At 66.9% G+C, this 26,438-nt stretch carries 20 protein-coding genes and 2 pseudogenes; 11 read left to right on the top strand and 11 right to left on the bottom strand.

The window, feature by feature from the left end; translation table 11 throughout:
• Window positions 1-35 precede the first annotated feature (35 nt).
• Window positions 36-4,697, bottom strand: a complete 4,662-nt coding sequence (locus tag L5014_RS03880; protein ID WP_238462257.1) for a DEAD/DEAH box helicase — start codon at window positions 4,695-4,697, stop codon at window positions 36-38.
• Between the two features lie 366 nt (window positions 4,698-5,063).
• Here L5014_RS03880 and L5014_RS03875 point away from each other — a divergent pair, with 366 nt between their 5' ends.
• Window positions 5,064-6,104 carry an aldo/keto reductase gene (locus L5014_RS03875; RefSeq protein WP_238462256.1) on the top strand — a complete coding sequence of 347 codons (1,041 nt, stop codon included), beginning with the start codon at window positions 5,064-5,066 and terminating at the stop codon, window positions 6,102-6,104.
• An 84-nt stretch (window positions 6,105-6,188) separates the two neighbouring features.
• Here the strand turns inward: L5014_RS03875 and L5014_RS03870 are convergent, their stop codons facing one another.
• A complete protein-coding gene (locus tag L5014_RS03870) occupies window positions 6,189-6,539 on the bottom strand; it encodes a BON domain-containing protein (RefSeq protein ID WP_238462255.1) in 351 nt (116 codons plus the stop codon).
• Window positions 6,540-6,887: 348 nt separating this feature from the next.
• Here L5014_RS03870 and L5014_RS03865 point away from each other — a divergent pair, with 348 nt between their 5' ends.
• Window positions 6,888-8,456: an RNA polymerase factor sigma-54 gene (locus L5014_RS03865; RefSeq protein ID WP_238462254.1), complete on the top strand. Its 1,569-nt coding sequence runs from the start codon at window positions 6,888-6,890 to the stop codon at window positions 8,454-8,456.
• A 24-nt stretch (window positions 8,457-8,480) separates the two neighbouring features.
• On the opposite strand, the gene L5014_RS03860 is transcribed toward L5014_RS03865, so the two are convergent.
• Window positions 8,481-9,317 (bottom strand): DUF72 domain-containing protein, encoded by an 837-nt coding sequence (locus L5014_RS03860; protein ID WP_238462253.1) that lies wholly within the window; start codon window positions 9,315-9,317, stop codon window positions 8,481-8,483.
• Window positions 9,318-9,566: 249 nt separating this feature from the next.
• Between L5014_RS03860 and L5014_RS38980 the strand changes: the two genes are divergently transcribed.
• The 5 genes from L5014_RS38980 to L5014_RS03835 all read left to right on the top strand — a co-directional run bounded on the left by L5014_RS38980 (window position 9,567) and on the right by L5014_RS03835 (window position 13,175).
• Window positions 9,567-9,962: a transposase gene (locus L5014_RS38980; protein WP_420800008.1), complete on the top strand. Its 396-nt coding sequence runs from the start codon at window positions 9,567-9,569 to the stop codon at window positions 9,960-9,962.
• Window positions 9,963-10,226: 264 nt separating this feature from the next.
• Window positions 10,227-11,198 (top strand): acetyltransferase, encoded by a 972-nt coding sequence (locus tag L5014_RS03850; protein ID WP_238462252.1) that lies wholly within the window; start codon window positions 10,227-10,229, stop codon window positions 11,196-11,198.
• A 404-nt stretch (window positions 11,199-11,602) separates the two neighbouring features.
• Complete coding sequence (locus L5014_RS03845; RefSeq protein ID WP_238462251.1) at window positions 11,603-12,088, top strand: universal stress protein; 486 nt, start codon at window positions 11,603-11,605, stop codon at window positions 12,086-12,088.
• Between the two features lie 329 nt (window positions 12,089-12,417).
• Window positions 12,418-12,819, top strand: a complete 402-nt coding sequence (locus L5014_RS03840) for a hypothetical protein (protein WP_238462250.1) — start codon at window positions 12,418-12,420, stop codon at window positions 12,817-12,819.
• A 131-nt stretch (window positions 12,820-12,950) separates the two neighbouring features.
• Window positions 12,951-13,175 carry a hypothetical protein gene (locus L5014_RS03835; protein WP_238462249.1) on the top strand — a complete coding sequence of 75 codons (225 nt, stop codon included), beginning with the start codon at window positions 12,951-12,953 and terminating at the stop codon, window positions 13,173-13,175.
• 22 nt (window positions 13,176-13,197) lie between these two features.
• On the opposite strand, the gene L5014_RS03830 is transcribed toward L5014_RS03835, so the two are convergent.
• Both L5014_RS03830 and L5014_RS03825 read right to left on the bottom strand, forming a co-directional pair.
• Window positions 13,198-13,563 carry a DUF488 domain-containing protein gene (locus L5014_RS03830; RefSeq protein WP_238462498.1) on the bottom strand — a complete coding sequence of 122 codons (366 nt, stop codon included), beginning with the start codon at window positions 13,561-13,563 and terminating at the stop codon, window positions 13,198-13,200.
• A 60-nt stretch (window positions 13,564-13,623) separates the two neighbouring features.
• Window positions 13,624-14,199 (bottom strand): annotated as a pseudogene (locus L5014_RS03825) (uracil-DNA glycosylase family protein); the annotation flags it as partial.
• 502 nt (window positions 14,200-14,701) lie between these two features.
• On the opposite strand from L5014_RS03825, the gene hpnR reads away from it, so the two are divergent.
• Window positions 14,702-16,246 carry a hopanoid C-3 methylase HpnR gene (gene hpnR, locus L5014_RS03820; protein WP_238462248.1) on the top strand — a complete coding sequence of 515 codons (1,545 nt, stop codon included), beginning with the start codon at window positions 14,702-14,704 and terminating at the stop codon, window positions 16,244-16,246.
• Between the two features lie 76 nt (window positions 16,247-16,322).
• A pseudogene (locus L5014_RS03815) lies at window positions 16,323-16,937 on the top strand (D-lactate dehydrogenase); the annotation flags it as partial.
• 70 nt (window positions 16,938-17,007) lie between these two features.
• On the opposite strand, the gene L5014_RS03810 reads toward L5014_RS03815, so the two are convergent.
• The 4 genes from L5014_RS03810 to L5014_RS03795 form a co-directional block, all read right to left on the bottom strand.
• On the bottom strand, window positions 17,008-17,769 hold the full coding sequence (locus L5014_RS03810) for a DUF4410 domain-containing protein (RefSeq protein ID WP_238462247.1): 762 nt from the start codon (window positions 17,767-17,769) through the stop codon (window positions 17,008-17,010).
• A gap of 211 nt (window positions 17,770-17,980) precedes the next feature.
• Window positions 17,981-19,315: an ATP-binding protein gene (locus tag L5014_RS03805; RefSeq protein WP_238462246.1), complete on the bottom strand. Its 1,335-nt coding sequence runs from the start codon at window positions 19,313-19,315 to the stop codon at window positions 17,981-17,983.
• A gap of 42 nt (window positions 19,316-19,357) precedes the next feature.
• Complete coding sequence (locus tag L5014_RS03800) at window positions 19,358-20,071, bottom strand: response regulator (protein WP_238462245.1); 714 nt, start codon at window positions 20,069-20,071, stop codon at window positions 19,358-19,360.
• Between the two features lie 275 nt (window positions 20,072-20,346).
• On the bottom strand, window positions 20,347-21,381 hold the full coding sequence (locus L5014_RS03795) for a hypothetical protein (protein WP_238462244.1): 1,035 nt from the start codon (window positions 21,379-21,381) through the stop codon (window positions 20,347-20,349).
• Window positions 21,382-21,673: 292 nt separating this feature from the next.
• Here L5014_RS03795 and L5014_RS03790 point away from each other — a divergent pair, with 292 nt between their 5' ends.
• Entirely contained in the window at window positions 21,674-22,594 is a 921-nt protein-coding gene (locus L5014_RS03790) for a sterol desaturase family protein (protein ID WP_238462243.1), read from the top strand.
• A gap of 141 nt (window positions 22,595-22,735) precedes the next feature.
• Window positions 22,736-23,446 carry an SDR family NAD(P)-dependent oxidoreductase gene (locus L5014_RS03785; protein WP_238462242.1) on the top strand — a complete coding sequence of 237 codons (711 nt, stop codon included), beginning with the start codon at window positions 22,736-22,738 and terminating at the stop codon, window positions 23,444-23,446.
• A gap of 711 nt (window positions 23,447-24,157) precedes the next feature.
• On the opposite strand, the gene L5014_RS03780 is transcribed toward L5014_RS03785, so the two are convergent.
• Both L5014_RS03780 and L5014_RS03775 read right to left on the bottom strand, forming a co-directional pair.
• Window positions 24,158-24,502, bottom strand: a complete 345-nt coding sequence (locus L5014_RS03780) for a hypothetical protein (RefSeq protein WP_238462241.1) — start codon at window positions 24,500-24,502, stop codon at window positions 24,158-24,160.
• A 222-nt stretch (window positions 24,503-24,724) separates the two neighbouring features.
• Entirely contained in the window at window positions 24,725-26,410 is a 1,686-nt protein-coding gene (locus L5014_RS03775) for a PepSY-associated TM helix domain-containing protein (protein ID WP_238462497.1), read from the bottom strand.
• Window positions 26,411-26,438 lie beyond the last annotated feature (28 nt).

Raw genomic sequence — 26,438 nt, 5'->3', positions numbered from 1 at the left:
GCTTAAATACCCGCCAAACACCCGACGCTCGGCCCTCAAACGCGACCAAGGGCCGAGCGGAGAACGCCACGCGTGGCCTCATCAAACTCGCTGAGAAACTCGCATCGCGCCGCAATCAATGTGGCAACGGGCACGCCGTCCCGAAACACGATGCGATTGCCCGCGACCGCCGGCACTTTCTCCCCGGGCAGCACGGTGCCGACCAGATTCAGCGGATCGGAAGCGGCGATGCAGACCAGCGCACCCGCTCCGTTCCGGGCTCCGCTTGCTTGATCGCCTGCGAGACCATTCGCAAGACCCTCTGCGCTGCCGCGCCGCCGCACCTCGCGCAGCAGCGCGACGGCTTCGGGCAGGGCGAACTGCTCGCCCGAGAGGCCCGTGACGAAGCGCCCGCCGCGCACGTCGCCACGCGCCTCCATGCGGTGTAGCACGCGCAGCAAATCACGCCACGGCGGCAGCCAGGGTGCTTCGCGCGCCAGCAATTGCCAGCACACGACGCCGTAGCGGCGCAGCAGCACGTTCGCGACGTGCTCCAGCAGGTCGGCATCGACTGGCGGTCGGCGCGCCGGCACCGGGTTCGTCGCCCGCACCGCCCGTACCGCTCGCATCTCGTTCGCGGCGGCCGTCGTCACGACATCTCCCGGCGCCGATGAACCCACCGCGATGGCCCCGGTCGCGCGATCTTCCGCAGGCGCTGTCTGAGCGGTGGGCTGCTCGGTGGGCTGAGCGTTGGGTGGCGCGGCGGGCGACGCAGTGCGCCGCAGCACCGCCCAGCGCCCGGCATCGGCCATGCCGCCCGCGAGCGGCCCGAAGCCGCGCGGGCGCCGTCGGCCGTAGTGCCCTTGATGCGCCTGGCGCTTCGCTGCCGGGCGGACCAGCGCGCGTAGCCCCGCGAAGCTGTCGGCGCTCACGAGGCCCGCGGCCACCAGCTCGCCCAGCGCGCTCTCCAGTTCCACGCCGAGCAGATGAGCGTCGGCGGCCAGTTCGTCGAAGAACATCGCGCCGTGGCGCAGCAGCGCTTCATGGACGCGCCGCGCACGCGCCGAGAGTTCGCCCGGCTCGGGGGCGTCGACCAGCGCCGTCCAGCGCGCCAGTTCGCGGCGCGGCAACAGCACCACGGGCGTGCTGCGCACCGTCGACGCGGCGGCCCGCGCCGGCAGCCTCGCCCAGGCGAGCCATCCGGAGCGGCACAGTTCGTCGAGCAGCATGGGCGTGTAATCGTCGATGCGCGCGGGCAGGATCTCGTCCTCCCACGCGAGCGCCGAAGCCTCCCAGCCTTCGAGCTGATCAAGCATCGCGGCAAGCGCCTCGCGGCCCGAGCCGCGTGAGTCGTTGGCCACGTGCTGCCACTCGAACAGAAAGCGCATGAAATCCTGCCGCTCGACTGGCTCGATTTCGCGGCGCAACTTGCGCACCGTGTAGCGGTGGATGCGCGCGAGCAGATGGCGCTCGCACCATTCCTCCTCGGGCGCGCCCGGCGTGAAGCGGCCGCGCATGACCGTGCCTTCGGCTTCGAGCCGCGTGAGCGCAAGCGCGGCCACGCTCGCCTCCAGCGCGAGCGGCCGCGCGATTTGTGCGACCGTCAGCGGTCCGAATCCGGACAGCCGCGCGCGCACGATCTCGACGAGCGCTGTGTCCTCGTTCCATGCTTCGTCGCGCGACGCCTCGATGGTGGCAAGCGGCGCCAGCGGCGGCTCGCATTGCGCCTGCGGATAGATCGCGCGCACGCAGGCGAGACGCTCGATGCTCACCCACAGCGCGTCGTGTTCCGCGACCGGCATGCGCGTCGCGCGTCCGGCGGCGGCCAGCCCGGCGAGCCACGCGGTCCAGCCATGCGCATGCGCCTCGCTTTGCGCAAGCGCGCCGAGCGTGTTGAGCGCGTCGTGCAGTTCGTCGTAGCGTGCATCTGTATCGCGGACTTGCGGCCAGGCTTCCTCGCGCACGCTCGCGATTGCCTCGGGATCGAGCGCTCCCATATCGTCCGTGGACTCCGGGTCGCTCCAGCGCCGTGACAGCACCGCCTGGGTGCGTCGCTCTTCGAGCGGTGCATCGTCGAGGAATGCATAGGGGCGCGCGCTCAGTATCTCCGCCGCGAGCGGCGAGGGCGCCGGCAGCTCGCGCGTCACGAGCCGCACGTCGCGCGACTCGATGCGGCGCAGCAGCGCGAGCCATGCTTCGGTGTCCATCGCATCGTGCAGACAGTCGTCGAGGGTTTGATCGACGAGCGGATGGTGCGGAATCTCGCGCTCGCCCGCGAGGTTTTCGACGCACGCGACCTGGTCGGGAAACACCGCCGCGAGCAGATCCTCGCTACGCATGCGCTGGATTTGCGGCGGCGTCTTGCGCCCGCCGCTCTGGCGCGGCAGCGCGAGCGCCGTGGTGGCGTTCCAGCGCCAGCGCACGCCGAAGAGCGGCGCGTCGAGCAACGCCTGCACGAGCAGATGCTCGGCACTGTTCGAATGCAGATAGCGCCACACTTCGTCGAGCGCGAAGCTGTGCGCGTGCGTGAGCGAGAGGATGATCGCATCCTCGGTAGCGGCCGCTTGCAGCTCGAAATTGAACTGGCGGCAAAAGCGCTTGCGCAGCGTGAGGCCCCACGCGCGGTTCACGCGGCTGCCGAACGGTGCGTGGATCACAAGCTGCGTGCCGCCCGCCTCGTCGAAGAAGCGCTCCATCACGAGCGTGTCCTGGGTCGGCAGGACGGTGAGCGCGGCGCGGGCGCGCGCGAGGTACTCGACGATCTGGCGCGCGGGGGCGTCGTCGAGGCCCAGCGTGTCGGCGAGCCATGATGTGGCGCGCTCGATGGCGGCGGCGTTTGCCGCAGCATCCGCGCCGAGCGCCGTTTCGATCTGCCCGCGCAAGCGCGAGATCGCGAACGACAGCTCGTCGCTGCGGCCCGGCGCCTCGCCAAGCCAGAACGGAATGTTCGGCGGCTGACCTTGCGCATCCTCCACGCGCACGCGTCCTGCCTCGATGCGCAGGATGCGGTACGAGGCGTTGCCGAGCTGGAACACGTCGCCCGCGAGGCTCTCGACGGCGAAGTCCTCGTTCACGGTGCCGATCTGCACCCCCTGCGGTTCGAGCAGCACGGCGTAGTCGGCGTTATCCGGGATCGTGCCGCCAGAGGTCAGCGCGACGAGGCGCGCGCCACGCCGGGCGCGTAGCGTATGGCTCACCACGTCGCGGTGCAGATACGCGGCGCGCGGCCCATGGCGGCTCGTATAGCCCTCGGCGAGCATGTGCAGCACCGCGTCGAAGCGCGCGCGCTCGAACTGGGCGAACGGCACGCTGCGGCGCACGAGCGCGAAGAGGGCATCTTCGTTCCATTCCTCGCACGCCACCTCGGCGACGATCTGCTGCGCCAGCACGTCGAGCGGCGCGTGCGGCAGCGCGAGGCGGTCAAGCTCGCCGCGCCGCACGCAGTCGAGCAGCGCCGCGCATTCGATGAGGTCGTCGCGCGAGGTCGGAAAGAGCCGTCCCTTCGGCATGCCGCCAACCTGGTGGCCGGAGCGCCCGACGCGCTGCAACAAGGCCGCGATCGAGCGCGGCGAGCCGATCTGGCAAACGAGGTCGACATCGCCGATATCGATGCCCAGTTCGAGCGAGGCCGTGGCCACCAGCACGCGCAACTCGCCGCGCTTCAGGCGCTGCTCGGCCTCGAAGCGCTGCTCGCGCGCGAGGCTGCCGTGATGCGCGGCCACGGCCTCGGCGCCGAGGCGGTCGGTGAGATGGCGCGCGACGCGCTCGGCCATGCGCCGCGTGTTCACGAACACGAGCGTCGTGCGGTGCTGCGCGACGAGCTCGGCCATGCGGTCGTACACGCGCTCCCACACGTCGTTGGCCATGACCGCTTCGAGCGGCACCGGCGGCACTTCGAGCGCAAGGTCGCGAGCCCGCACGTGGCCCGCATCGACGATTGCGCAGGCAGGCGGCGCGTTGGCGTCCCCGCCCATGCCGACCAGAAAGCGCGCGACTGTTTCAATGGGTTTTTGCGTCGCCGAAAGCCCGATGCGCAGGAGGCGCTGGCCGCACAGCGCGTCGAGGCGTTCGAGACTGAGCGCGAGATGCACGCCGCGCTTGTTGCCCGCGAGTGCGTGAATTTCGTCGACGATCACGCTGCGCGCGCTGGCGAGCATGCGGCGGCCCGACTCGGAGCCGAGCAGCACGTAGAGCGACTCGGGCGTGGTCACGAGAATGTGCGGCGCGCGTTTGCGTTGCGCGGCGCGCTCGGGCTGCGGCGTGTCGCCGGTGCGCACGGCGGTGCGGATCTCGACCGGCGGCAGATTCCGGCGCGCAAGCTCCGCGCGGATGCCTTCGAGCGGGCGCTCCAGGTTCAGGTGGATGTCGTTCGAGAGCGCCTTGAGCGGCGAGACGTAGACCACGAGCGTGGCGTCGGGCAGCGCGCCGCCGTTCGCGAGGCCTGCGCATACGAGCGCGTCGAGTGCGGCGAGAAATCCCGTGAGCGTCTTGCCCGAGCCGGTGGGCGCGGCGACCAGCGTGGCGCGGCCGCTCGCGATGTACGGCCACGCGGCGCGCTGCGCAGGGGTGGGGGCCGCGAAGCTGCTTTTGAACCACGCGGCCACGGCCGGATGGAAGAGGGTGAGCGGATCGTCCGGGTTGGCCGCGCTGGTCGCACTGTGCGCGGGCGAAAGCGCGGCAGACTCGGGCTGGACGGAGGAGGATGTAAGCAGGCTCATGCGCACGGGGTTCCAGGGCGCGCCGCACGGGTTTCAAGTGCCGGAATGCGGTATGGGTGGTGGCTGCGGCACAGGCGGCTCGTGGGGTTTGCGCGGTTCATCGGGTGGCGGTTGCGCGGGTTGGGTGAAAAGGGACGAAAAGGCAGCGCAAAAAACAGCACAAAAAAACAGTCTGGCAGGTTTCGCGCACGGCTGCCAGGCGGCGCTTCGGGAGCGCGGCGGCGCGTAAGCAGCGTGGCGCTTGCGCGCCCGCGAGTCACGCGCCAGGCGCCGTGCGCCGCGAGCGCACCTCGGGCACATCTCCCCCGATCGCAGTATCCTCTGGCCCGTTGGATGTTCCCTCGGCCCTCGTCGGAGTTTCCCCCCATGCAAATGCGTCCTCTTGGCCGTACCGGCCTCCTTGTTTCCGAACTTTGCCTCGGCACCATGACCTTCGGTGGCGGCGCCGGCATCTGGAACCAGATCGGCGACCTGCAACAGACCGAAGCCGATCGCCTCATCGGCCGCGCGCTCGACGCGGGCATCAACTTCATCGATACCGCCGATGTCTACTCGCAAGGTGTTTCCGAGCAGATCACCGGCCAGGCGCTGAAGAACCTCAAGGTGGTGCGCGACCAGGTCGTGGTGGCGACCAAGGTGCTCGGCGAGATGGGCCCGTCGCCGAACCAGCGCGGCGCGACGCGCTATCACATCATGGAGGGCGTGAAGGCGAGCCTGCGCCGCCTCCAGCTCGATCACATCGACCTGTACCAGATCCACGGCTTCGATCCGGTCACGCCCATCGAAGAGACCGTGCGCGCGTTCGATACGCTCGTGCAGCAGGGCTACGTGCGCTATGTGGGCGTCTCGAACTGGGCCGCCTGGCAGATCGTGAAGGCGCTGGGCATCGCGCATCATCATGGGCTCGCGCGCTTCGAGTCGCTACAGGCGTATTACACGATCGCGGGCCGCGACCTCGAGCGCGAGATCGTGCCGATGCTCGCGAGCGAAGGGCTCGGGCTGATGGTATGGAGCCCGCTCGCGGGCGGCCTCCTGAGCGGCAAGTATGGGCGCGACCGCCAGGGCGAGGCGGGCAGCCGCCGCACGACATTCGATTTTCCGCCCGTGGAGCGCGAACGCGCATGGGATTGCATCGACGCGATGCGCCCGATTGCCGACAGCAAGGGCGTCTCGGTGGCGCAGATTGCGCTCGCGTGGCTCTTGCATCAGCGCGCGGTGGCGTCGGTGATCGTCGGCGCGAAGCGCACCGATCAACTCGACGACAACGTGGCGGCAACGAAAGTGAAGCTCTCCACCGAAGAACTCGCGGTTCTCGACGACGTGAGCCGTTTGCCCGCCGAATATCCAGGCTGGATGCTCGCGCGCCAAGGCGACGCGCGCCTGGCGCAACTGGGCGAGACGCGCTGAAAGTACGCGCGGACGGGGATTCGAGCGGCGCGGCGCACGGCATGGCCGCCGCGCCGTGCCCGCCGTACTACGGGGAGGGGAGCACTACTGCGCTTCCACCTTCAGATGGTTTTTCACCTCGCTCACGCCCGCCACGCTTTCCACTACCTGTTTGGCGTTGTCGCGATCCTCGGCGCTCGGCACCGTGCCTGTCAGCGACACGACGCCCTTGCGCGTCTTCACGTGAATGTGCTGGGACTTCACGTTCTTCGCGGTCAGCAATTCGGCCTTCACCTTGGTCGTGATGGTTGTGTCGTCAACGTGCTGACCAACGCTCTCGGAGCTGCCCGAGGGCGTCGCTGAAGGCGCTGTCGTGGTCGTCTGTGCCCCGGCAGCGAGCGCGAAAGTCATGCAGGCCACACCCGCAACGGTCTTGAGCATCGGAATGCGCTTCATGCGTTTCTCCTGTTCCGTTGGTGTTCGTCAGACGGTACCGCAAGGCCCATGCCGCGCTGCGCCAGGTGTGGCCCCAACGGCATCGCGACGGCGTCCAACGCGCACACTATCTGGGATATCGGCTTGGCCGCGCGGAGCGGATTGGGGGTAGGAGCACTCAATCAGCGCTCAATCAGGCACGCAATTTTTCTCGGCAATTGTAAAAACGTCCGCAGCACAGCCTGGAGCGGGTGCTGCAATTGCGTCATCGCAAGCCGCGATCCCGTTATAAAACAAGCTCTTGTAAAAGCTGGCATGGGTGTTGCGTTGCCTTGGCCACTTAGTCAATCTCAAGAGAACACGACAGCCATGGCTTCCATCGCGTTACACGCACGCCAGCATCTGGCGCTGACGCCGCGCCTGCAGCAGGCCGTGCGCCTGTTGCAGCTATCGTCGCTTGAATTCCAGCAAGAACTGCGCGAAGCGCTCGATACCAATCCGTTTCTCGAATATGTGCCGCCCGCCCAGGAAACCGGCGAGGCAGCCGAAGCCGCCGAAGGCGCGGCGGGCATTGGCTCGGCAGCGCCCACGGCGCCCGTGGCCGCCGCCGATGTGCCCGAAGGCGACCTCGATGGCGGCCTGGAGAGCGCCGCGGACGTCGGCATGACGCCGGACGGCGCGACCTACAGCGGCGAGCCGACTGCGTACAGCGACGAAGCCGCGGGCTACGGCGACGAAGGCGCGTCGTACACCGCCGATCTGCCGCTGCCGGGCGCGATGCGCGCGTCATCGAGCTATCGCGGCTCGGAAGACGGCGAGGCCGAGGCCGCCGACTGGGTGCGCGTGCCCATTTCGCTGCGCGAGCAACTGCATGAGGCGCTGCGGCTTTCGCCGCTCGACGATCTCGATCGCGCGGCGGTCCAGATCGTGATCGAGGCGCTCGACGACGACGGTTATCTGCGTCAGGACCTCGCCGAGTTCGCCGACGCCGAAGGCACGGATGGCGCTGATGGCTCGCTCGACGAGGCCCGCTTGCGCATCGCGCTGCGCGTCGTGCAGACGCTCGACCGGCCCGGCATTGGCGCGCGCTCGCTTGCGGAGTGTCTCGCGCTGCAACTCGAAGCGATGCCCGAGGACACGCCGCACCGCGAGCTTGCGCACCGGATCGTCACCGAACATCTGGAACGTCTCGCACGCCGCGAGCATGGCGAGCTGCAACGCCAGTTGGGCTGCGACGCGCAGTCGCTGCAAGCGGCGACCGCGCTCGTGCGCCGCCTCGATCCGAAGCCGGGCAATCACTATGGCCGCGCGGACGGCGGCTATGTGGTGCCGGACGTGATCGTGCGCCAGGTGCGTGGCCGCTGGGTGGTGAGCGTGAATCCGGCCATCGAGCCGCGCGCGCGCATCCACAAGCTTTATGCGGAGCTGTTCGCGCGCTCGGAGCAGACGAGCCGCTCGCCGCTCGCGCAGCAGTTGCAGGAAGCGCGCTGGCTGATTCGCAACGCGCACAAGCGCTGCGAGACGATCCTGCGCGTGGGCGAATGCATCGTCGCGCGCCAGAAGGCCTTTTTCCAGTACGGCGAAATCGCGCTGCGCCCGATGCTGCTGCGCGATGTCGCCGACGAGCTCGGCCTGCACGAGTCGACCGTGTCGCGTGCGACCGGCAACAAGTACATGGCCACGCCGCGCGGCATCTTCGAGTTCAAGCGCTTCTTCCCGCGCGAACTGGAGACGCGCACGGGCGGCACCTGTTCCGCCGCCGCCGTGCGCGCGCTCATCAAGGAGATGATCGATGCGGAGAATCCGCGCGATCCGCTTTCGGACGTCGTGCTGACGCAGGAGCTGGAAAAGCAGGGCGTGCGCGTGGCGCGCCGCACTGTCACGAAGTATCGGCAGATGATGAAGCTGCCTGCGGCGGAGATGCGGCGCGAGCTTTAACGATCGGGCTTTATAGACCGCGCCTTAAAGACCGCGCTCGCGCAAGCGCTCGATCAGCGCCATCGCGGCGGCGGGATTGCGCTCCTTGTAGCCGCTGATCACATAGAGATACACGTCGCGACCGGCGGCCTGGGCTGCGAGCGGCGCGCCGAAGGTGGCGAGATCGCGTGGGCTGTCGCCCTGCGCCCACGCGAGCGCGCGCTCGGCCCAGCGATCGAGATCCGCGGGCGAGTAGCCGAGGGGCTCGCCATCGGTCGTGCCCATGATGCGCGCGTAAACGAAGGGGGCGGAAACATCGGCGATTTGTGGGTAGTCCGAATCGCCAGACACCACGATTGCGGCCCCGTGCCGCCGCGCGAGCGCGACGAACTCCGGCGTGCAAAAGCTTTCGTGCCGAACCTCCAGCGCGTGCCTGAGCGGCTGTCCGTCAACCTCGGTGGGCAGCAGTTCGAGAAAACGTGCGTAGTCCTCTGGATCGAATCGCTTGCCCGGCATGATTTGCCAGTTGATCGGGCCGAGCTTGTCGCGCAGGTTCAGCACGCCGCTCGCGAGAAAGCGCTCGATCGTTGCTCCGGCCTCGGCCAGTACGCGGCGGTTCATCGCGAAGCGCGGCCCCTTCAGCGAGAACACAAAATCGTCGGGCGTCTCGTCGTGCCAGCGCGTGAAGCTCTCGGGGCGCTGCGAGCCGTAGTAGGTGCTGTTGATTTCCAGCGAGGTCAGATGCCGGCTCGCATAATCGAGTTCGAGGCGCTGAGCGAGCCCGTCGGGATAAAACGTGCCGCGCCACGACGGGTAGATCCACCCGCCGATACCGACGCGAATACGGCCGGTTTTCTCGGGCAAAGCAGGGGAGCGAGCCATTGAAATTGCACCGTCGAGTCTGGAATGCCGCAGTTTAGCGCGGCTTTGGCGCGCGGCGAGCCGAAACGGCACGGCCGCCACGGCTGCAATAGCAAGGTTTCGAAAGCATGGTGATACGCGTGCGAGGTGGTACTGCCTGTATCGCCACGCTCATTTTCAGACCGTTTTAGGCATAGTCCGATATTTTCCTTGGGGACGTGAGGCTAATTTAGGCGTTGTGTGTCAGACAACCTCACTTGGAATATCAGAATGCAGCCTCGTCCCTCTATGGAGCTAAACGACGCGCAGTGGCGCAGCGTCGAGCCGCTTTTCCGTGAAATCCGTTCCAGCGGCCCGCGCCGTGGCCGCCCGGCGCATAGTTCGCGCGCCGTATTCGAAGCCATTTTGTGGGTGCTGTCAACGGGCTCCGTCTGGGCGAAGCTGCCCGAGCGCTACCCCGACTTCCGCACCTGCCACCGTCGCTTCAAGATGTGGTTCGACGCTGGTCTCGTGCAGCAGGCCATGGAGCGTCTCTATGGCGAAGAAGGCGTGGCCATGTGCGCGGCCATGAGCGCGCGCATGCAGCCGTGGCGCGCGCCGGCAGGCCGCAAGGCGCCGCGTTTCCCGGTTGCCTTCTCGCTGCGCTGGCCCCTGGCCCGCACCTGAGTACCTGAGCGACTGAGCATTAGCCAGCAGGTCTGGCTACACAAGCGGCCGGCGGATTATGAGTCCGCCGGCCGCTTGTGTATTGCACACTTGATCGCGGCGATACGTGGCGGTACGTTCTCGCCAGTTGTGAATCGCGGGGCGCGAAGTCGGGTGATTCGGTGAACGAATTCGCCTTCGCTGTGATCGGTCAAATCCGCCCTTTGTGGGATTCGCCTCTGGTGCGCGATACTGTGAGGCTCAACGCAACGGAACCCACAGCACATGGCGCATTTCGATGTATTCAACGGCGACGCGGACGGCATCTGCGCGCTGCACCAGCTTCGCCTCGCCCGGCCGCGCGAGGCCACGCTCGTCACCGGCGCGAAGCGCGATATCGCGCTCGTCAAGCGCGTGCAGGCGCAGCCCGGCGACTCGCTCACGGTGCTCGACATCTCGTTCGACTCCAACCGCGAAGCGCTTTGCGCGTTGCTCGACCAGGGCGTTCACGTCGAGTACTTCGATCATCACCACGCGGGCGACTTGCCGATGAACGTCAATCTCGCCGCGCATATCGACACCACGGCGCAGGTCTGCACGAGCGTGCTGGTCGACCGTCATCTGCATGGACAATACCGCCCGTGGGCAATCGCGGCGGCATTCGGCGACAACCTGCCGGCCACCGCGCACGAGCTCGCGCGCGAAGCCGGGCTCAACGAGGCGGAAGTCGCACAGCTATGCGCGCTGGGCGAGTCGATCAACTACAACGCCTACGGCGATAGCGTCGACGACCTGTTCATCGCGCCGGCCACGCTCTACGAGACGCTCAAGCCCTACACCGATCCGTTCGAGTTCATTGCATCGGAGCCGGTCGTCGCGCGTCTTTCGGCGTGCCGTCACGAAGATCTCGAACGCGCGCAGCAGATCACGCCGCTATTCATGGTGCAGTACGGCAGCGTGTGCGTGCTCCCCGACGAACCTTGGGCGCGCCGTGTGCGCGGCGTGTTCGCCAATGCGCTCGCGCTCGAGGAGCCGTCGTGCGCCCATGCCGTGCTGAGCGTCAATCCCGACGGCAATTACGCCGTGAGCGTGCGCGCGCCGCTCGTGCGTCCGAGCGGCGCCGACGAGCTGTGCCGTGCGTTCCCGGGCGGCAGCGGCCGGGTGGGTGCGGCGGGTATCGATTGTCTCGATTCGGAGCGGCTCGACCTGTTCGTCACCGCGTTCGTGCGCGTGTTCGGGCGCTCGGCGCCGCACTAAGCGCGTTTTCTGTCCCGCAGAGCGCGTTTTCTGTCCCGCCGCGTGCATCCTCAGTCCCGCCGCGTGCGCTTTCGCTCCGCCGCACACGCCTTCCTTCAGTCGCAGCCGCCCTGCCGGGGCGGGCTGATGCGCGACCAGTGCCGGTTGCGGATCTCGGGCATGGGTGTACGCGTGCGCGCTCGTCGCCGTGGCTGCGCCGACCGCGTAACATGGACGATGCGTCCCTTGCGCGCGGTGGATGGATTCGAGTTCTTCCTGAAGCTTGCTTGCACGTGAATCCGGGACGTGAGTTGAGGACGTGAAGCGCGAGCCTGCAATGCCGCTCGTGTGGAACGCAACGGCCGGCAGGCCGTCGTGCGCGGCCCGGGCGACCGGGGCCGCGCAAAAGGCGGATGCCGCGCATCATGGGCCTTGCCCCGGAGGTGACGATGTACAAGCTGATTCTGGTGGCCGTCGACGGCAGCCGCAGCGGACGCCGCGCGCTCGACGAAGCCGTGAAGATCGCCAAGGCGACGGGCGCCACGGTCCAGGCACTCTGCGTGGTCCAGCATCCGGCGCGCCTCGTCGATATCAGTACGGGATTCGCTGAAGAGCAGACGCGCCAGTCGGCCGAGGCCGATGTCGCCACGGCCGCGCTCGAGGAAGCGAAGACGGTGCTCGTGCAGGCCGGCGTACCGGGCGCGACGCGCGCCGCCGATGCAATGGGCGAGGAAGTTGCCGCAGTGATTTGCCGCATCGCGGCAGAAGAGGACGCTGACCTCGTCGTGATGGGCACGCGCGGCTTGTCGGGCATGAAGCGGCTGCTGCTCGGCAGCGTGGCGGAGTCGTTTCTGCGCATGGCGGACCGTCCGGTCATGCTCGTGCGCAATGAGGAACCGAAGGCGGCTTGACGCCGGCCTCACAAGCGGCGCGCGGGTGCGGCGCCGCCCGCCGCCGCCCCCCGCCAGCCGCATTCGTATCGGAAAATAGTCGCAAAGCCACGATTCATGGCGCACATCTCCGGTGCAACTATCCTGAAATGCGATTTCGATCAAACCTTCCGGCAGTGTTCGTCACGCGGCGCGTGAGCATCTTGCTTATCATGTGAATTAGATCGCGTAATAACCGCGCGTCCTCGTCATACGCGCTCTTGCCAGCGTCTTGCGTCATGGTCCTTTGCGGTCACGTCATCGTGTATCCGGCCGCGGGCCGGGCCCCGTAGTCTCGTGAGGAATCGATCATGGCCAATGTTTCTCATCCCTCGTTCAATGCGTACCGCACCGGTGCTACTGCCGCGCTGCAATGGCTCGCTTATCAGCAGCAATGGCGCGAGCACGCGCTCAAGCTCCTGTATCGCCGTTTGGAGCGCGACCGCGCAGCGCTGGAAGGCACGCTCGAAACACTGCGCGATGCGCGTGACTGGAACGAATTCGCCATCGCGAGCCAGTCGGTCTGGCGCAATTATCTGGGTGCGAGCGCGGCACTCTGGCAGGAAGCGGCGGTGGCTGCGTTGCAGGGCGCGGGCGCATGGGCCGGCCTGATGCGCGATATGGCGCAGCAATGGCAGGATGCATCGGCTGGGTTGTTGCAGGGTGTGCCGGGAACGCAGAGCGACTCGGCGATGCCCGTGCGCGCGCTATAGCGCACCCGAACTCGCGCGATATGAGCGCAGTGCTTTCTGCCATGTAATCAGGAATCCGATTTAATTGGCGGACGACTGCGAGAGGCTCCAACGACTGGTGTCCACGACGCGTTCTGGACAGGAGAAATTCGATGCTCAGCCATCACGAACTGGCAGCGCTGCTGCTGATCCGCGACGCCGATGCGCCGCTTCAGACGCTCGATTCCGATTTTCTGGCGCTTGCGCGCTACCGCCTCGTCGAAATGGATGAAGACGAGGACGGCTACGCGCCGCGCCTCACGATGCGTGGCAAGGAATTGCTGCATCGGCTGACGCGGGGCGGCGAGCGTGATAGCGATGCGGTGAAGCACGCGTAGTCATGCAGCCAGGCACGCGGCGTTATTTGCGCCGCTTCTTCATCAAATAGTCTCGCAGCACGGCAGCGTTGTTGTGCTCAGTGTCGTGCGAGCTGAAGAGCAGCACCACCGGGTGCGCCTTGCTGGCCTCGACAATCGGCTCCCACGCGGCATGGTTTGCATCGAGTTCGGCGAGATAGCGGCGCCTGAATTCGTCCCACTGCTCGGGGTCCTTGTGGAACCACTCGCGCAGCTCCGTGCTCGGTGCGACGTCCTTCGCCCAGGTCACGTGCGCGAGCTTCTCCTTGCTCATGCCGCGCGGCCACAGCCGGTCGACCAGAAAGCACGCCTGTCCGTCCTCGGGCAGCGGTTCGTAGACACGCTGGACGGTGATCGCGGGTTGGGTCATCTTGCGCTTCTCCTTGAGGTGCACATCGGTATCCGGCGGCTGCGCGGGCGATAACGCACCGGCGACACGCTCGCGCAGTGCGGGCAGCACGTCGTGCGCAAACCATGGATGCCGCTGGAGCCACGGCGTATTGCGTGGCGAGGGGTGGGGCAGCGGCACGTAGTCGGGCGCGTAGTCGCGCCAGGCCTGCACGGTTTCGGTGAGCGAGGCCTTGCGCCGGTTGCCGAGGAAATAGCGTTGCGCATATTGCCCGACCAGCAGCGTGAGACGCACGTCGGGCATCAGCGCGAGCAGGCGTTGGTGCCAGAGCGGCGCGCACTCGGGGCGCGGCGGGTTATCGCCGCCGCCGCCGCGTCCGGGATAGCAAAAGCCCATCGGCACGATGGCGATGCGCGCGGCGTCGTAGAACGTCTGGGCATCGATGCCCATCCATTCGCGCAGGCGCTCGCCGCTCGCATCGTCCCATGGGACACCCGAGGCGTGGACCTTCGCGCCGGGCGCCTGGCCGACGATCAGGAGCCGCGCGCTCGCGCTCGCCTGGAGCACCGGGCGCGGGCCGAGCGGCAGGGTGTCGGCGCAGGTGCGGCAAGCGCGGATTTCGGTCAGGAGGCGCGGGAGCGAGCGGATATTCGACACGGCGGGATGGCGATTGGGTGAGCGGTTAAGCGGGCGGTGAGTGAGTGGTTAAGCCGGCGGAGCGGGTGTCCCAGTCTACCAAAGACACGCTGCGGAGCCGCATCGGAACGACCTCGGAGCCACGCGCGCCGTGTCGGCCCGCGTGGCTGGCACGGGCAGGCGATGGCGGCGCCGCGAGCGCCGCTGCGCGAAGGCGCGTAGACTCGCACGAAGCAGCAGTGTCAGAGGCGCGCCGCCATGCGCGCGCCGCGTGAACTGGACGCTTTACGCTCGACTTCGGGGCGTCAGGCAATTTCCGGATCTGCTGCGCCGGGCGCACGCCATGCGTGGCGCCCGGCGCGCATCCCGGAAGACAACCGTGAACGACACCGCGAGCGTCCGGCCCACCGCGCCGGTCCGCCCGGGAACGACACACCGGCGAGGCGCCGGACGTTCGCTCCCGTGGCCGGCCGGATTGCACGAATGGCAATCGCGTCGGGCAGACGCCTCGCAAGGAGGCTTCATGAGATTGCTTGCTGTCCACCCGAGCGGGCTGATGTACACGCGCGTGTTCCTGCGACTCGAGCCGCTGGGCCTCGAATCGGTTGCCGGCACGGCGCGCGACGCGGGCCACGACGTTCGCCTGATCGACTTGCAGGTGGAAACCCATCGCGACCTGATGCGCATGGTGCGCGACTGGCAGCCCGAGGCGCTCTGCTTTTCGGGCAACTATCTAGCGAACATTCCCGAGATCATCGATCTCTCCAAGGCCGTGAAGACCGCGCTGCCGGCGTGCTTCGTGTTCGTGGGCGGCCATAGCGTGTCGTTCACGGCACAGGATTTGCTCCGCCACGCCGAAGGCGCCATCGACTGCATCCTGCGCGGCGAGGGCGAGGCATCGGTCAACGAACTGCTCGGAGCGGTTGCACAGCGCGGCGATCTGCTCGCGGTGCCGGGTGTGGTAACGCGCGAAGGATCGGGGCCGCCGCCGCGCTTCGTCGAGCAGCTCGATCCCGTGCGTCCGGCGCGCGATCTGTTGCGGCATCGGCGCAAATATTTCATCGGCACGCTCGATCCGTGCGCGTCGATCGAGTTCGCGCGCGGCTGTCCGTGGGACTGCACGTTCTGCAGCGCGTGGACGTTCTACGGGCGCAGCTACCGCACGCGCAGCCCCGAGGTCGTGGTGGAGGAGCTGGCGTCGCTGCGCGAGCCAGGCGTCTTTATCGTCGATGACGTGGCCTTCGTGCACGCCGAGCACGGCATGGCGATCGCCGACGCGATCCGTCAACGCGGCATCCAGAAGCGCTATTACCTCGAGACGCGCGGCGACGTGCTCCTGCGCAACAAGGAGGTGTTCCGCGCGTGGCAGACGCTCGGCCTGAAGTACATGTTCCTCGGTCTCGAAGCGATCGACGACGAGGGCCTCAAGGCGTTTCGCAAGCGCATCAGTCTGGACCGCAATTTCGAGGCGCTGGAGTTCGCGCGCTCGCTGGGCATCACGGTCGCGATCAACCTGATCGCCGACCCGGACTGGGATCACGCCCGCTTCGAGACGATTCGCCAGTGGTGCATGGACATTCCGGAGATCGTGAATATCAGCGTGAATACGCCGTATCCGGGCACCGAGAATTGGCAGAACGAGTCGCGGCGCCTGACGAGCCTCGACTATCGGCTCTACGACATTCAACACGCCGTGGTCCCGACAAAGCTGCCGCTGCCCGAGTTCTACGCGGAACTGGTGCGCACACAACAGGTTTTGAATCGCAAGCATATGGGCTGGACCGCATTTCGCGGCGCGGCGGGACAGGCGATGCATCTGCTGCTGCGCGGCCAGACCAATTTCGTGCGCATGCTGTGGAAGTTCAACTCGGTGTTCGATCCGCGCCTGCAACTCGCCGATCATGCGCGCGAAGTGCGCTACGAGATGACGCCGCCACCCGCCATGACGGGCGAGCGCCAGGTCGACATGAAGACCATCTATATTCACGGCCCGACTGGGCGCCGTGGCCGCAAGATCGACGACGCCACCGAGAAGTTCGTCGACGAGACTCGCATGGGTTTGGGCTGAGCGCGTTGGCTCGTGCTCCCGGTGGACGCAGGCGCGGTTTCGCGGCACACTGCGCGGTCCATCCTGCGCGAGTCGAATCCAGTATCTGGGCACCGGGCGGCTGCCCGCATTGTTCGCACTAAAGAGCCGCTGCGACGCGTTTTTCGGACGCTTCGGTTTCTTGCCCACGCATCTCACCGATCGCGTGGCGCAGGCCGCGAGCCGGCTCTTCCCACGCCATCTGCCCGCCCGCCTGAAGGACTATCGCGACCGCTACGAGCATCATCTGATGCTCAAGGGGGCGGCGGGCGCGGCCGTGCGCTATCGCGCGGTACACGGCAACGACGTGGAAGAGATCGTCGCGCTCGATATCGCCTTGCGGCGCAACGACCGCGAGTGGTTCGAGAAGCTGCCCGAAGCCGTCGAGCGACCCATTGCGATCAAGCTCTATTACGGGCACTTCCTGTGCCACGTGTTTCATCAGGACTACATCGTACGCAAGGGCAACAACTGCCTCGCGCTCGAACACGAGATGTGGGAGCTGCTGGACGCGCGCGGTGCAGAGTACCCCGCCGAGCACAACGTCGGCCATCTCTATCAGGCGAACCCTGCACTCAAGGCGTTTTACGAAAGCCTCGATCCGTGCAACTGCTTCAATCCGGGCATCAGACAAACCTCGAAGTTCGCGCATTACCGCGAGAGCGCCCAGTAGAAATGAGAACGGCAGCGCAGAAGCGCCGCCGTTCTCGTCCGCAGGTTCGCGCGGATCTTTCCCGCCGGAATCAGCCGGCCTTGCTGACCGGCACCCAGCCGTATTGCGTGGCCGCCTGCGCAATCTGCCTGGCGATCGAGTTGGCCAGCTTGCCGGCGTCGGCGGAAATCGTGCCGCGCTTTGCTTCGGACGCGCCGTGCAGCCCACCGCCCACGGCCGCGGATGCTGCGAGATGACCCGCCGCTGCGCCCACGCCCGCCGTTTCCGCCATGCCGGGCATATGGCCGCTGTTGGCGCTCGTCTCGAAGGTGACGAGCGATTGCGGCGCGCCGTTGGCCGGCAGGAACGATACGGCGATCGTCGCGTCCACTTCGCTCTTGCCCGCGCCTAGCCCGATCAGGGTGCGGCGTCGACGGCTGCCCGCATCGACCGTATCGATGCGGCCTTCGACCACGATGGCGTTGCGTCCGGCGGGCACGGGGCCGTCCACGCGCATCGCGGGCAGACCCATTTTCTGCAACTGGGCGACGATGTTGTCGGCCAGCTTCTCGCGCGCCGCGAGCGCCACCTGTTGCTGCTGTTGCGCCGACGACTCGCCGCTCGCCATCATCTTGAGCTTCTGCGCCATGCCGCTGTCGAGCTTCACGAGATCGGGCGAGATGTCGAACGCGGACACGTAGATCACATCGGCGTGCACTTGCGGCAGCGGGCCGGCTGCTTGCAATGCGCTAGCCGCCGAGGCGCAGCCCGACGCGAGGAGCGAGCCCGCGAGCAGCGCGGCGCCTGCAAAACGACGGGTCTTGTTGACGAGGGAGTGGAGAAACGTGTTCATGTCGGATCGCCTGGGCGCTGGGTTCGATGTCCCGATATTTACTCAGGATATCGAAATATAGAAAAGAGTTCGTGAGGTCTGGCTGAGCGGCTTGCCTGTATTCGCCTGCTTTTTCAGGTCGTTGCGCATGTCACTCGGCACAGGCGCAAGTATGGGGGGAAGCGCGTGGCAGCGCCACGCGCCAATTATGTCGTTGTATGTCGCTCGGCCGTTAATGCAGCGGCAGCCTCACGACTGCCTCGAGTCCGCCGCCCGCGCGGTCGGTGAAGGTGAGCGAGCCGCCGTGCAGCCGCGCGATTCGTTCGACGATTGCGAGCCCAAGACCGGTGCCGCCCGAGTGGCTACGCGCATTGGTCCCACGGCTGAACGGCGCTTTGAGCCGCTCCAGCTCTTCGGCGCGCATGCCGTTGCCGCGGTCGCCAATGGCCACGCAAGCGTGGCCGTCCGCCTGCCATGTGCGCACGCACAGGCCCGCTCGGCCATAGACGACGGCGTTCTGCATCAGGTTCATCAGGAGCCGCATGACGGCCACGGGCCGGAACGCGAAGTGGGGCAACTCGCCTTCTTCGAAATCGAATTCGTGCCCCAGCCCCGCGAAGTCGGCCACGAGCTGGGCCGCGAGCGCGTTGAGGTCGCCCGGCTGCGGCGCTTCGCGCTCGCCGCTGCCCGCGTAATCCATGAACTGCTGAAGGATAGTGTCGATGTGGTCTAGATAACCCTCCGCTGAATCGACCAGCTTGTCGTTGGTGCCGCGCGGCAGCGCCATCGCAATGGCAAGACGCAGCTTCGTGAGCGGCGTGCGGATATCGTGGGAAACGCCCGCGAGCATCAGCGCGCGCGTGGCTTCGGCTTGTTGCAGCGCGGCGGTCATCTGATTGAAGGCCTGGCTCACTTGTGCAATTTCGGTCGGGCCGTCGGTGGGCAGCGGCGGCGGCGCCTCACCGGCGCTCACGCGGCGCGCCGCATGAGCGAGGTCGTCGAGGGGACGGTTCAGGTGCAATTGAATCAGCCAGCCCGTGAATGCCGCAAGCAGCGCGAGACCGATCGACAACACGATGGCGGTGGCGATGCCGCTCGCGTGCACGTCGGCGGTCATCGGCAGCGCCACCCAGAGCGGCTCGCCCGCTGCGTGCATGCGTATCCACAGGCGCTCTTCGTCTGACGATTCCCAGCGCACGGGCATGTCGGCGGGCAGATGGCGTTGGAGCGCTTCGATGAAAACGTCGCGCTGCCAGGTCTGGAAAACATGCAGCGGATTCGTGCCGGGGGAGCCGGCACTCGCGACGCTCGCGGTGGGTGTGGCGCGAGTGCCATTCAGGCGCGCGGCGGCAGCGCGGCCTTCGTCGGGCGGCATCGCGGCGAGCGTGCCGTCGAGCATCTTGACGTAGTCCGCGAAAATGATCGACGCGCGCTCGATGCGCGGGCGCTGGACGAAATGCAGCAGCGCGCCAAACGAGCACACCTGGGTCAGCGCGACGAGCGCCACCAGCAGCGCGATATTGCGCGAGAGAAGCGAGCGCGGCAGCCAGCGCGAGAGCGTACGCATGAGCGAGGACGTTTCGAGGTTCGGGAAGCGTTCAGGAACGGCTCAAGACTCGACTCCGGCCACCAGCATGTAGCCGACGCCCCAGACGGTCTTGATGAAGCGCGGCTTGGCGGGATCTTCTTCGACGATCTGGCGCAGCCGCAGGATCTGCACGTCGACGCTGCGGTCGAGGGCGGCGTGATCGCGCCCACGGGCGCGCGCGAGCAGGTTCTCGCGGCTCACGGCGCGGTTCGGCGAGGAGCCGAGCGCGTGCAGCAGAAGCATCTGCGCCGAATGAATGTCGATGGGCGCGCCGTCGCGCAGGAGCGTTTGCTGGCCGACGTCGAAGACGAAGTCGCCGAAGCGCAGCCGCTGCGTCGTAACGGTGGGGTCGCCCGCGGCCATCTTCTGGCGACGCAGCAGCGCCTTCACGCGCGCGACGAGTTCGTCTGGCAGGAAGGGCTTGGCGAGATAGTCGTCGGCGCCGGTTTCGAGACCGATCACCTTGTCGGCGGCATCGCCCTTGGCCGTGAGCATGAGGATCGGCAGCGTGTGGCCTTCCGCGCGCAGGCGGCGGCATACGCTCAGGCCATCTTCGGGCTCCATCATGAGATCGAGCACCAACAGATCGTAGGGCTCGCGTTGCAGCATGCGCTCGAGGCGCTTGCCATCGGCGACGGCGCGGACTTCGAAGCCGTGCCCGCTCAGGAAGCGCTGCAGCAAGTTGCGCAGCTCGGCTTCGTCGTCGAGCACGATGATCCGGTTTGCCTGCTCCATGGGCCGCCTCCGGCGATGGTCGCTACGGGTCGCTTGCCGCTGTATCGCTATGTCGATGTGCTGCTGTGTCGATGGGGTCGACATGCCAGGCGCCGTCGAACCGGTGCGCGGCCGAGGCGGAGACGCATTGTATTGTTCAGGGATGCTACAGGCTTGCGACTGATCCTACGAATATTAGGTGAGATAGAGCGGCCCGAACGTCACGTGGCGCACGTTGCGCGTGTTTCTCGGGCTTTTTCGCGGATTCGATCGGGCTGCAAATCACGGCGTGCCAATCACGCCCAATGCGCGGGCACCCAGACGCGGCCAACCCAGTGAGCCGGCACCCAGACCGCTGCATGCGGCGCGGGCGCAACGTAGACAGGACGTGGTGCGACATAGACGGCGCGCGGCAGCGGGCGTGCCGCATACACGACCTTGGGCGCGGGCGGCGCGACATACACAACCTTCGGTGCCGGCGGCGCGACATAAACGGGCTTCGGCTGCGGGGGCGCAACGTACACCGTCTTGGGCGCCTGGGCGACGACCACGGTGTTCGGGGCGGGCGGCGGGGCCACATAGACCGTGCTGGTCGCGGGCGCAGCAGGCGGCGGCGTGACGACCACCGGAGCGGCTGCCGGAGCGACTGCAACCGTCGCGCCCACGGCCACCGTGGATCCGCCCTGGACCACCGTGGTGCCGCCCGTCGCAACCGTGCCGCCACGCACGACGGTCGAACCGCCCGACGTCGTCACCACGCCCGGCGCGACTTGCGTGGCGCTGCCCGAGTGCGTGACGGTTCCGCCATTGCTGCCTGTGTCCGTGCCCGAGCGATAGCAGGTCGAGCCCGCGCAATTCGTCGAGGCGTTGTGGCTCACGCTATTGCCGTTCGCGGCCGTGACCGTGCCCGTCGACGCATACTGGCCCGGCGCCGTGCGCGTCACGCTGCCCGAGCTCGACGCACTGCGGCCGTCTTCGCCCGTCATCGTGCCGGTGTGCGAGCAGGTGCCGCCGGCGCAGCTCGTGTCGCCGGCGTGCTGGACCGAGCGCCCGTTCGGGCCGACCGCCGTGCCGCTATTCGAGAACTGTCCCGGTGCCGTGCGCGTGACGCTGCCGGTGTTGGTCGCGACGCCGCCCCACGGGCCGACCACGCCGCCTGCATGCGAGCAGCTGCCGCCGCCGCACGAGCCGTAGTGCGCGCCGTTATAGGTGCCGTGCGGCGTGTAGGCGGTACCGTGGCCGGACCAGCCTGCGAAAGCGGGCGCGCTGGCGAATGCGAAAAGGGGCGCGACGATGGCGGCGGCGAGGGCGGAGCGGGTAATCGATTTCATCGGGGATCCTTGCGGTTCTGCGGTTCGGTTCTGTGGTTCATTTCGGGGCACGCATTCGGCGTGTCAGCGGAACGAACTATAGGGAGCTTCCCGGCGCGAGTCTCGTGCAAAACCATGTCGCGGTGTTACACCGTGCGCGCACGACATGCGGCGACATACTTTGTGAGTGGCTCTGCGCGTCCCGCGCCACTACAGTGCGGTTCATCCGACGCGACGCCACGATTGATTCAGCAGCGCACGACGCGTCCCTTTCAACAAAGCGCCAGGCGCTTCTATTCGCACACCGCTTACCATGCTCTCCACTGGAAAACTCGCGTCTTACGTCACACTGTTCATCGTTGCGGCCTCGCTGATCGAGGCCGCAGTACTCTCGCTTCGCAAACATTGCGACGGACAAGTGCCATTCGACTGGTCCGAGGTCTGGCTTTCGCTGGCCGATCTCGTCGGACGAAAACTGTTCGCTATCCTGCCCATTTCGCTCGCCACGCCGGTTTTTCACTTCGCCTGGGCGCATCGGCTTTTCACGTTCACGATAGATAACGTCGTGCTCGTGCTGCTGGTCTTTATCGGCCAGGAGTTCTGCTACTACTGCTATCACCGCGCCTCGCACCGCATGCGCCTTTTCTGGGCCTCGCACGCAGTGCACCATTCGCCCAACCAGCTCACGCTGTCTTCCGCGTATCGTCTGGGGTGGACCAGCAAGCTCGCCGGCCCGGTCGTCTTCTTCGCGCCGCTGGTCTGGCTCGGCGTGCGCCCGGAAATCGCGATTGGGATTCTTTCGTTCAACCTGCTCTATCAGTTCTGGCTGCACAACACCTGGATGCCGAAGCTCGGCTGGCTCGAATACGTGTTCAATACGCCTTCGGCGCATCGCGTGCATCATGCGTCCAATGTCGATTACCTCGACGCGAACTATGGCGGCGTGCTGATCGTGTTCGACCGCTTGTTCGGCACCTATGTGGAAGAGCGCGCCGACGAGCCGTGCCGCTACGGACTCGTCACGCCCACACTTTCGCGCAATCCGCTTGTGATCGAGTTCGAGCACTGGGCGACGCTTGCACGCGATATCGCCGCCGCGCCCGACCTGTGGACCGCCGTGCGCCACGTGATCCTGCCGCCGGGCTGGACCGCGGACGGCAAGGGCAAGACCACGGAGGCACTGCGCCGGCGCACGATGGATGCAGCAGTTGATGGACCAGGCGCTCTCGGTTAACGTTGCGACACGCAGTTGCAGCACGCAGTTGCAGCACGCAGTTGCAGTACGCGGCGGCCACGAGCCGCCGCGGCATTTTTCAACCCATCGTTCGAAACGACCCGAACGAATCACCAAACGAACAACGCGCAGGCGCTCAAGATGGATAACTCAGTGAATGGCAAAGCGGTGGCGATCACCGGCGGCTTCGGCAGTCTCGGTATGGCGAGCGCGCAGTTTCTCGCGGCGCGCGGCGCGCGCGTGGCGCTGATCGGCCGGGGCGCCGCGCCTGGCGACGAAGCATGGCCTGCGACGCTCGCCCAGGCGGTGCGCATCGGCGGCATCGACCTCGTCGACGCCAGCGCGGCGCACCAAGCGCTGGAGACGGCGAGCCAGGCGCTCGGCGGCCTCGACGCGCTCGTCAATATCGCGGGCGCGTTCCGCTGGGAAACGATTGCCGACGGCGACGCGCGCACATGGGACCTGATGTTCGATCTGAACGTGAAAACGGCGCTCAATGCGTCGAGGGCGGCGCTGCCGCATCTGCTCGCGCGAGGCGCTGGCCGCATCGTGAACATTGGGGCGGGCGCGGGGCAGAAGGCCGGGCTCGGCATGGGCGCCTATGCGGCTTCCAAGGCGGGCGTGGCGCGGCTTACCGAGGCGCTGGCCGAGGAGCTCAAGGACAAGCAGGTGAGCGTCAACGCGATCTTGCCGAGCATTATCGACACGCCGCAGAACCGCGCCGACATGCCCGACGCCGATTTCACGCGCTGGGTGCAGCCCGATGAAATCGCCGCGGTGATCGCGTTTCTGATTTCCTCGGACGCGCGCGCGGTCACGGGCGCTGAGATTGCAGTGAACGGGCGCGTGTAAAGTGTTGGGTTCTGACGGTTGGTGCGGGTTGCTTCGTGAGGCGGCGCTTTCGGAGCCCTATATTTTCTGGCGCATTTGCTGGGTTGCGGAGCCTGGTTTTTTCGCGTTTCCTTGCTCTCGTGTCGGTATGCCAGCGTTGCCCCTGTGCGGGGCGGCACCTACTTTTCTTTGCAGCCGCAAAGAAAAGTAGGCAAAAGAAAGCGGCTCAAACCGCCAGTGTGACGCCGTACACCTCTTGCCTTATATCGAAGTGGTTCCGGGGCATCCGTCACCTCGCACATTCAACGTTAGTGACAAAGGAGTCATTCATCCCGCAGCTCGCTACGCGTGCAGCGGTCGGGTATGCATGGGAAACCATGAGTACTCCTTGGGTAAGCGAATGCACACGCGCCCCACTGGTTTTGGGTTATGCCCCACGGCGCGCGTAGCGCCGCCGGAGGTATGAGTCCTTAGTCACTCCGTTGTACGGCGCGTGGTGACAGACGCTCCGGAACCGCTCCGATTAACGGCAAGTGGTGTACGGCGTCACACTGGCGGTTTGAGCGGCTTTCTTTTGCCTACTTTTCTTTGCCGCTGCAAAGAAAAGTAGGTGCCGCCCCGCACAGGGGCAACGCTGGCATACCGACATGAAAACAAGGAAACGCGACAACCCAGTCCCCACGAAATACAAAAAAAACCACAGCACAAACGTGCTTCTACCGCGAACGGACCCTAGTGTCGCCCACCGCCGTGCCAGCCGCCACCGCCTTGCCAGGTGCTGCCGCCACCGCCGCGCCAACCACCCCCGCCGCCGTGCCAACCGCCGCCGTGCCAACCACCCCCACGCCAGCCCCCTCCACCATGCCAACCACCACCACGCCAGCCGCGATAGTGGTAGCAGCATCCGCCACCGCCCCAGTACGAGAAGCCGACGCTCGGTCCGTAATAGTAGGCGGGGTAGCCGTACCCATACGGATAATCGTAAGCATAGGAATAGGGGTACCCATAGCCGTACGTGGCGTCGTAATAGCCTGGATAGCCGGGGTAAGGCGCGACGGCGCAGCCTGCAAGCGCCATGGCCATCGCCAATGCTGAAATGAGCCGGAACACAGTGGTCTCCTGATGATCGGGGATGAAGCGATGCTCCGTGCCCTGATCCCATGCAAAACCTCGATATTGCTTTGAAGCCGGATTGCGGGGTGGGGTTCAAGAGCAATTGTGTCCTCAGATTACCGCAGCGCGCCTCACACTGCTCAAGCACGATTTTGAGTGCCGCGCGAGGGCGCGGCCGTCGAATTGTCAGGAAGACGAAAGATTGCGTGAGCGGCCAAAAACGAGGCGGTCGAGCACCCACACGGCCAGGATCGTCGCGCCCATCAGGGGGAAGATCACACCGAGCACGGCGAGTCCTGCCTTCCAGGCGCGCATGGGCGGCGCGGCGCGCTCGCGCGAAGGTGCGCCGAGTCCGCCCGCTACGGGGCCGGCGCGGTCAACGCGGTCGGCGCGATCAGCACGGTTGGTGCGAGCGGGGCGGCGCAGCCACCACATGACGAAGCCGGTGACGGCAAGCGCCGCGAGGCCGAGCGAGATCGCCGCGCAGATCAACTGGTTCGCGAGGCCGAAGTAGCGGCCCATATGCAGCGACGTGCCATACGCAATGGCCTGCGAGACTGCGCCGTAATCGCCGTAGCGGATGTCCTTGAGCACTTTGCCGCTGTACTGGTCGATATAGACCGTGCGCTCCGCTTTCGGGTCCGCCGGAAAGTACGAAACGACATAGATGCCCGTCGCCGTAGCGGGCAGCGCGACGTCGTAGCCGCTTTGCACGCCGAGCGTGCGCATTTGCGCGACCACCTGATCGAGCGTCCAGCGCGAGACGGGCTGCGTGTGCGCTTCGGGCGACTGCGGCACTGGCACCGCCCCCACGGCCCACGGCACGCTGGGCAGCGGAAGATCGTCCATCACCATGCCGGGCATCGACGCCATGTCGTGGCCCGTGTGCTCCGACTGATCTGCGTGATCGCTGTGGTTGTCGTGGTTGCCGTGGTCGCTGCGATTGGCGTGATCGGCGTGGCCGCCGGAAGCCGCATGCGGCGTGTTTTGCGCGGCGTTCTGTGCCACGTTCTGTGCCACGTTTTGTGCCGTGTTTTGCATACCAGGCAGCGTCGAACGCAACGGCAAGCCGCCGCCCCATGCGCCGCGCGGCGCGCCAAGACTCGCACGCGTCGCGAGCGCCTTGAACTGTTTGCCCCACGAGCCCGTCCACGGCAAGCCGCTCACGACGAACGCGAGCGCGCCCACCGCAAGCCAGATGCCGACCGCGCTATGCAGGCTCTTCCAGAACGACCGGCCCCCGGCGCCGAAGCGCGGCCACAGCGCCGCGCGTATTGCCGGGCCCCGCGACGAACCGCCCGCCAAACCCCGCTCGCCGGCCTGGCGCGGCCACCATAGCGCGACGCCGGTCGCGATCATCACGAGCGTCCAGCACGCGGCCAGCTCCATCAGCAACTCGCCAGGCTTGCCGAGCAGCAGCTTGCGGTGCAGCATGCGGTCCACCTGCATGAAGCGGCGCTCGACATCGAGCGTGCCAAGCACTTCGCCGCTGTACGGGTTCACGTAGACGCTCTCTTTGGCGCCGCCTTCGAGCGCGAACACGAATTCCGCGCTGCGTGCGGGATTCGCTTCGATATGCGCCCGCACGGGCCGCGCGCCTGGCGGCAGCGCGGCCCGCGCTCGCGCGAGCAGGGCGTCGGCCGGCAAGCGTGGCGTGGCGGCGGGCGCGACCACGAGCCGGTGCGGATACAGCAGCGGCTCGATCTGCGGCTGGAAGCAATAGATCGTGCCGGTGATCGCGAGCACGATCAGAAACGGCATGACGAACAGGCCGGCGTAGAAGTGCCAGCGCCAAAGCGTGCGGTAGCCGGGATGGACGGCGCCGGCAGTGCGCGAGGCGCGCGCGGCGGAGGCGGGCAGCGTAGCGGACATCGGATGCTCCTCGTGGGCCGGCGCGTCG

The organism is Paraburkholderia tagetis (assembly GCF_022213065.1).
Taxonomy (GTDB): domain Bacteria; phylum Pseudomonadota; class Gammaproteobacteria; order Burkholderiales; family Burkholderiaceae; genus Paraburkholderia; species Paraburkholderia tagetis.
The sequence above is the reverse complement of the archived record's forward strand: the minus strand, read 5'-3'. Positions and strand labels throughout refer to the sequence as shown.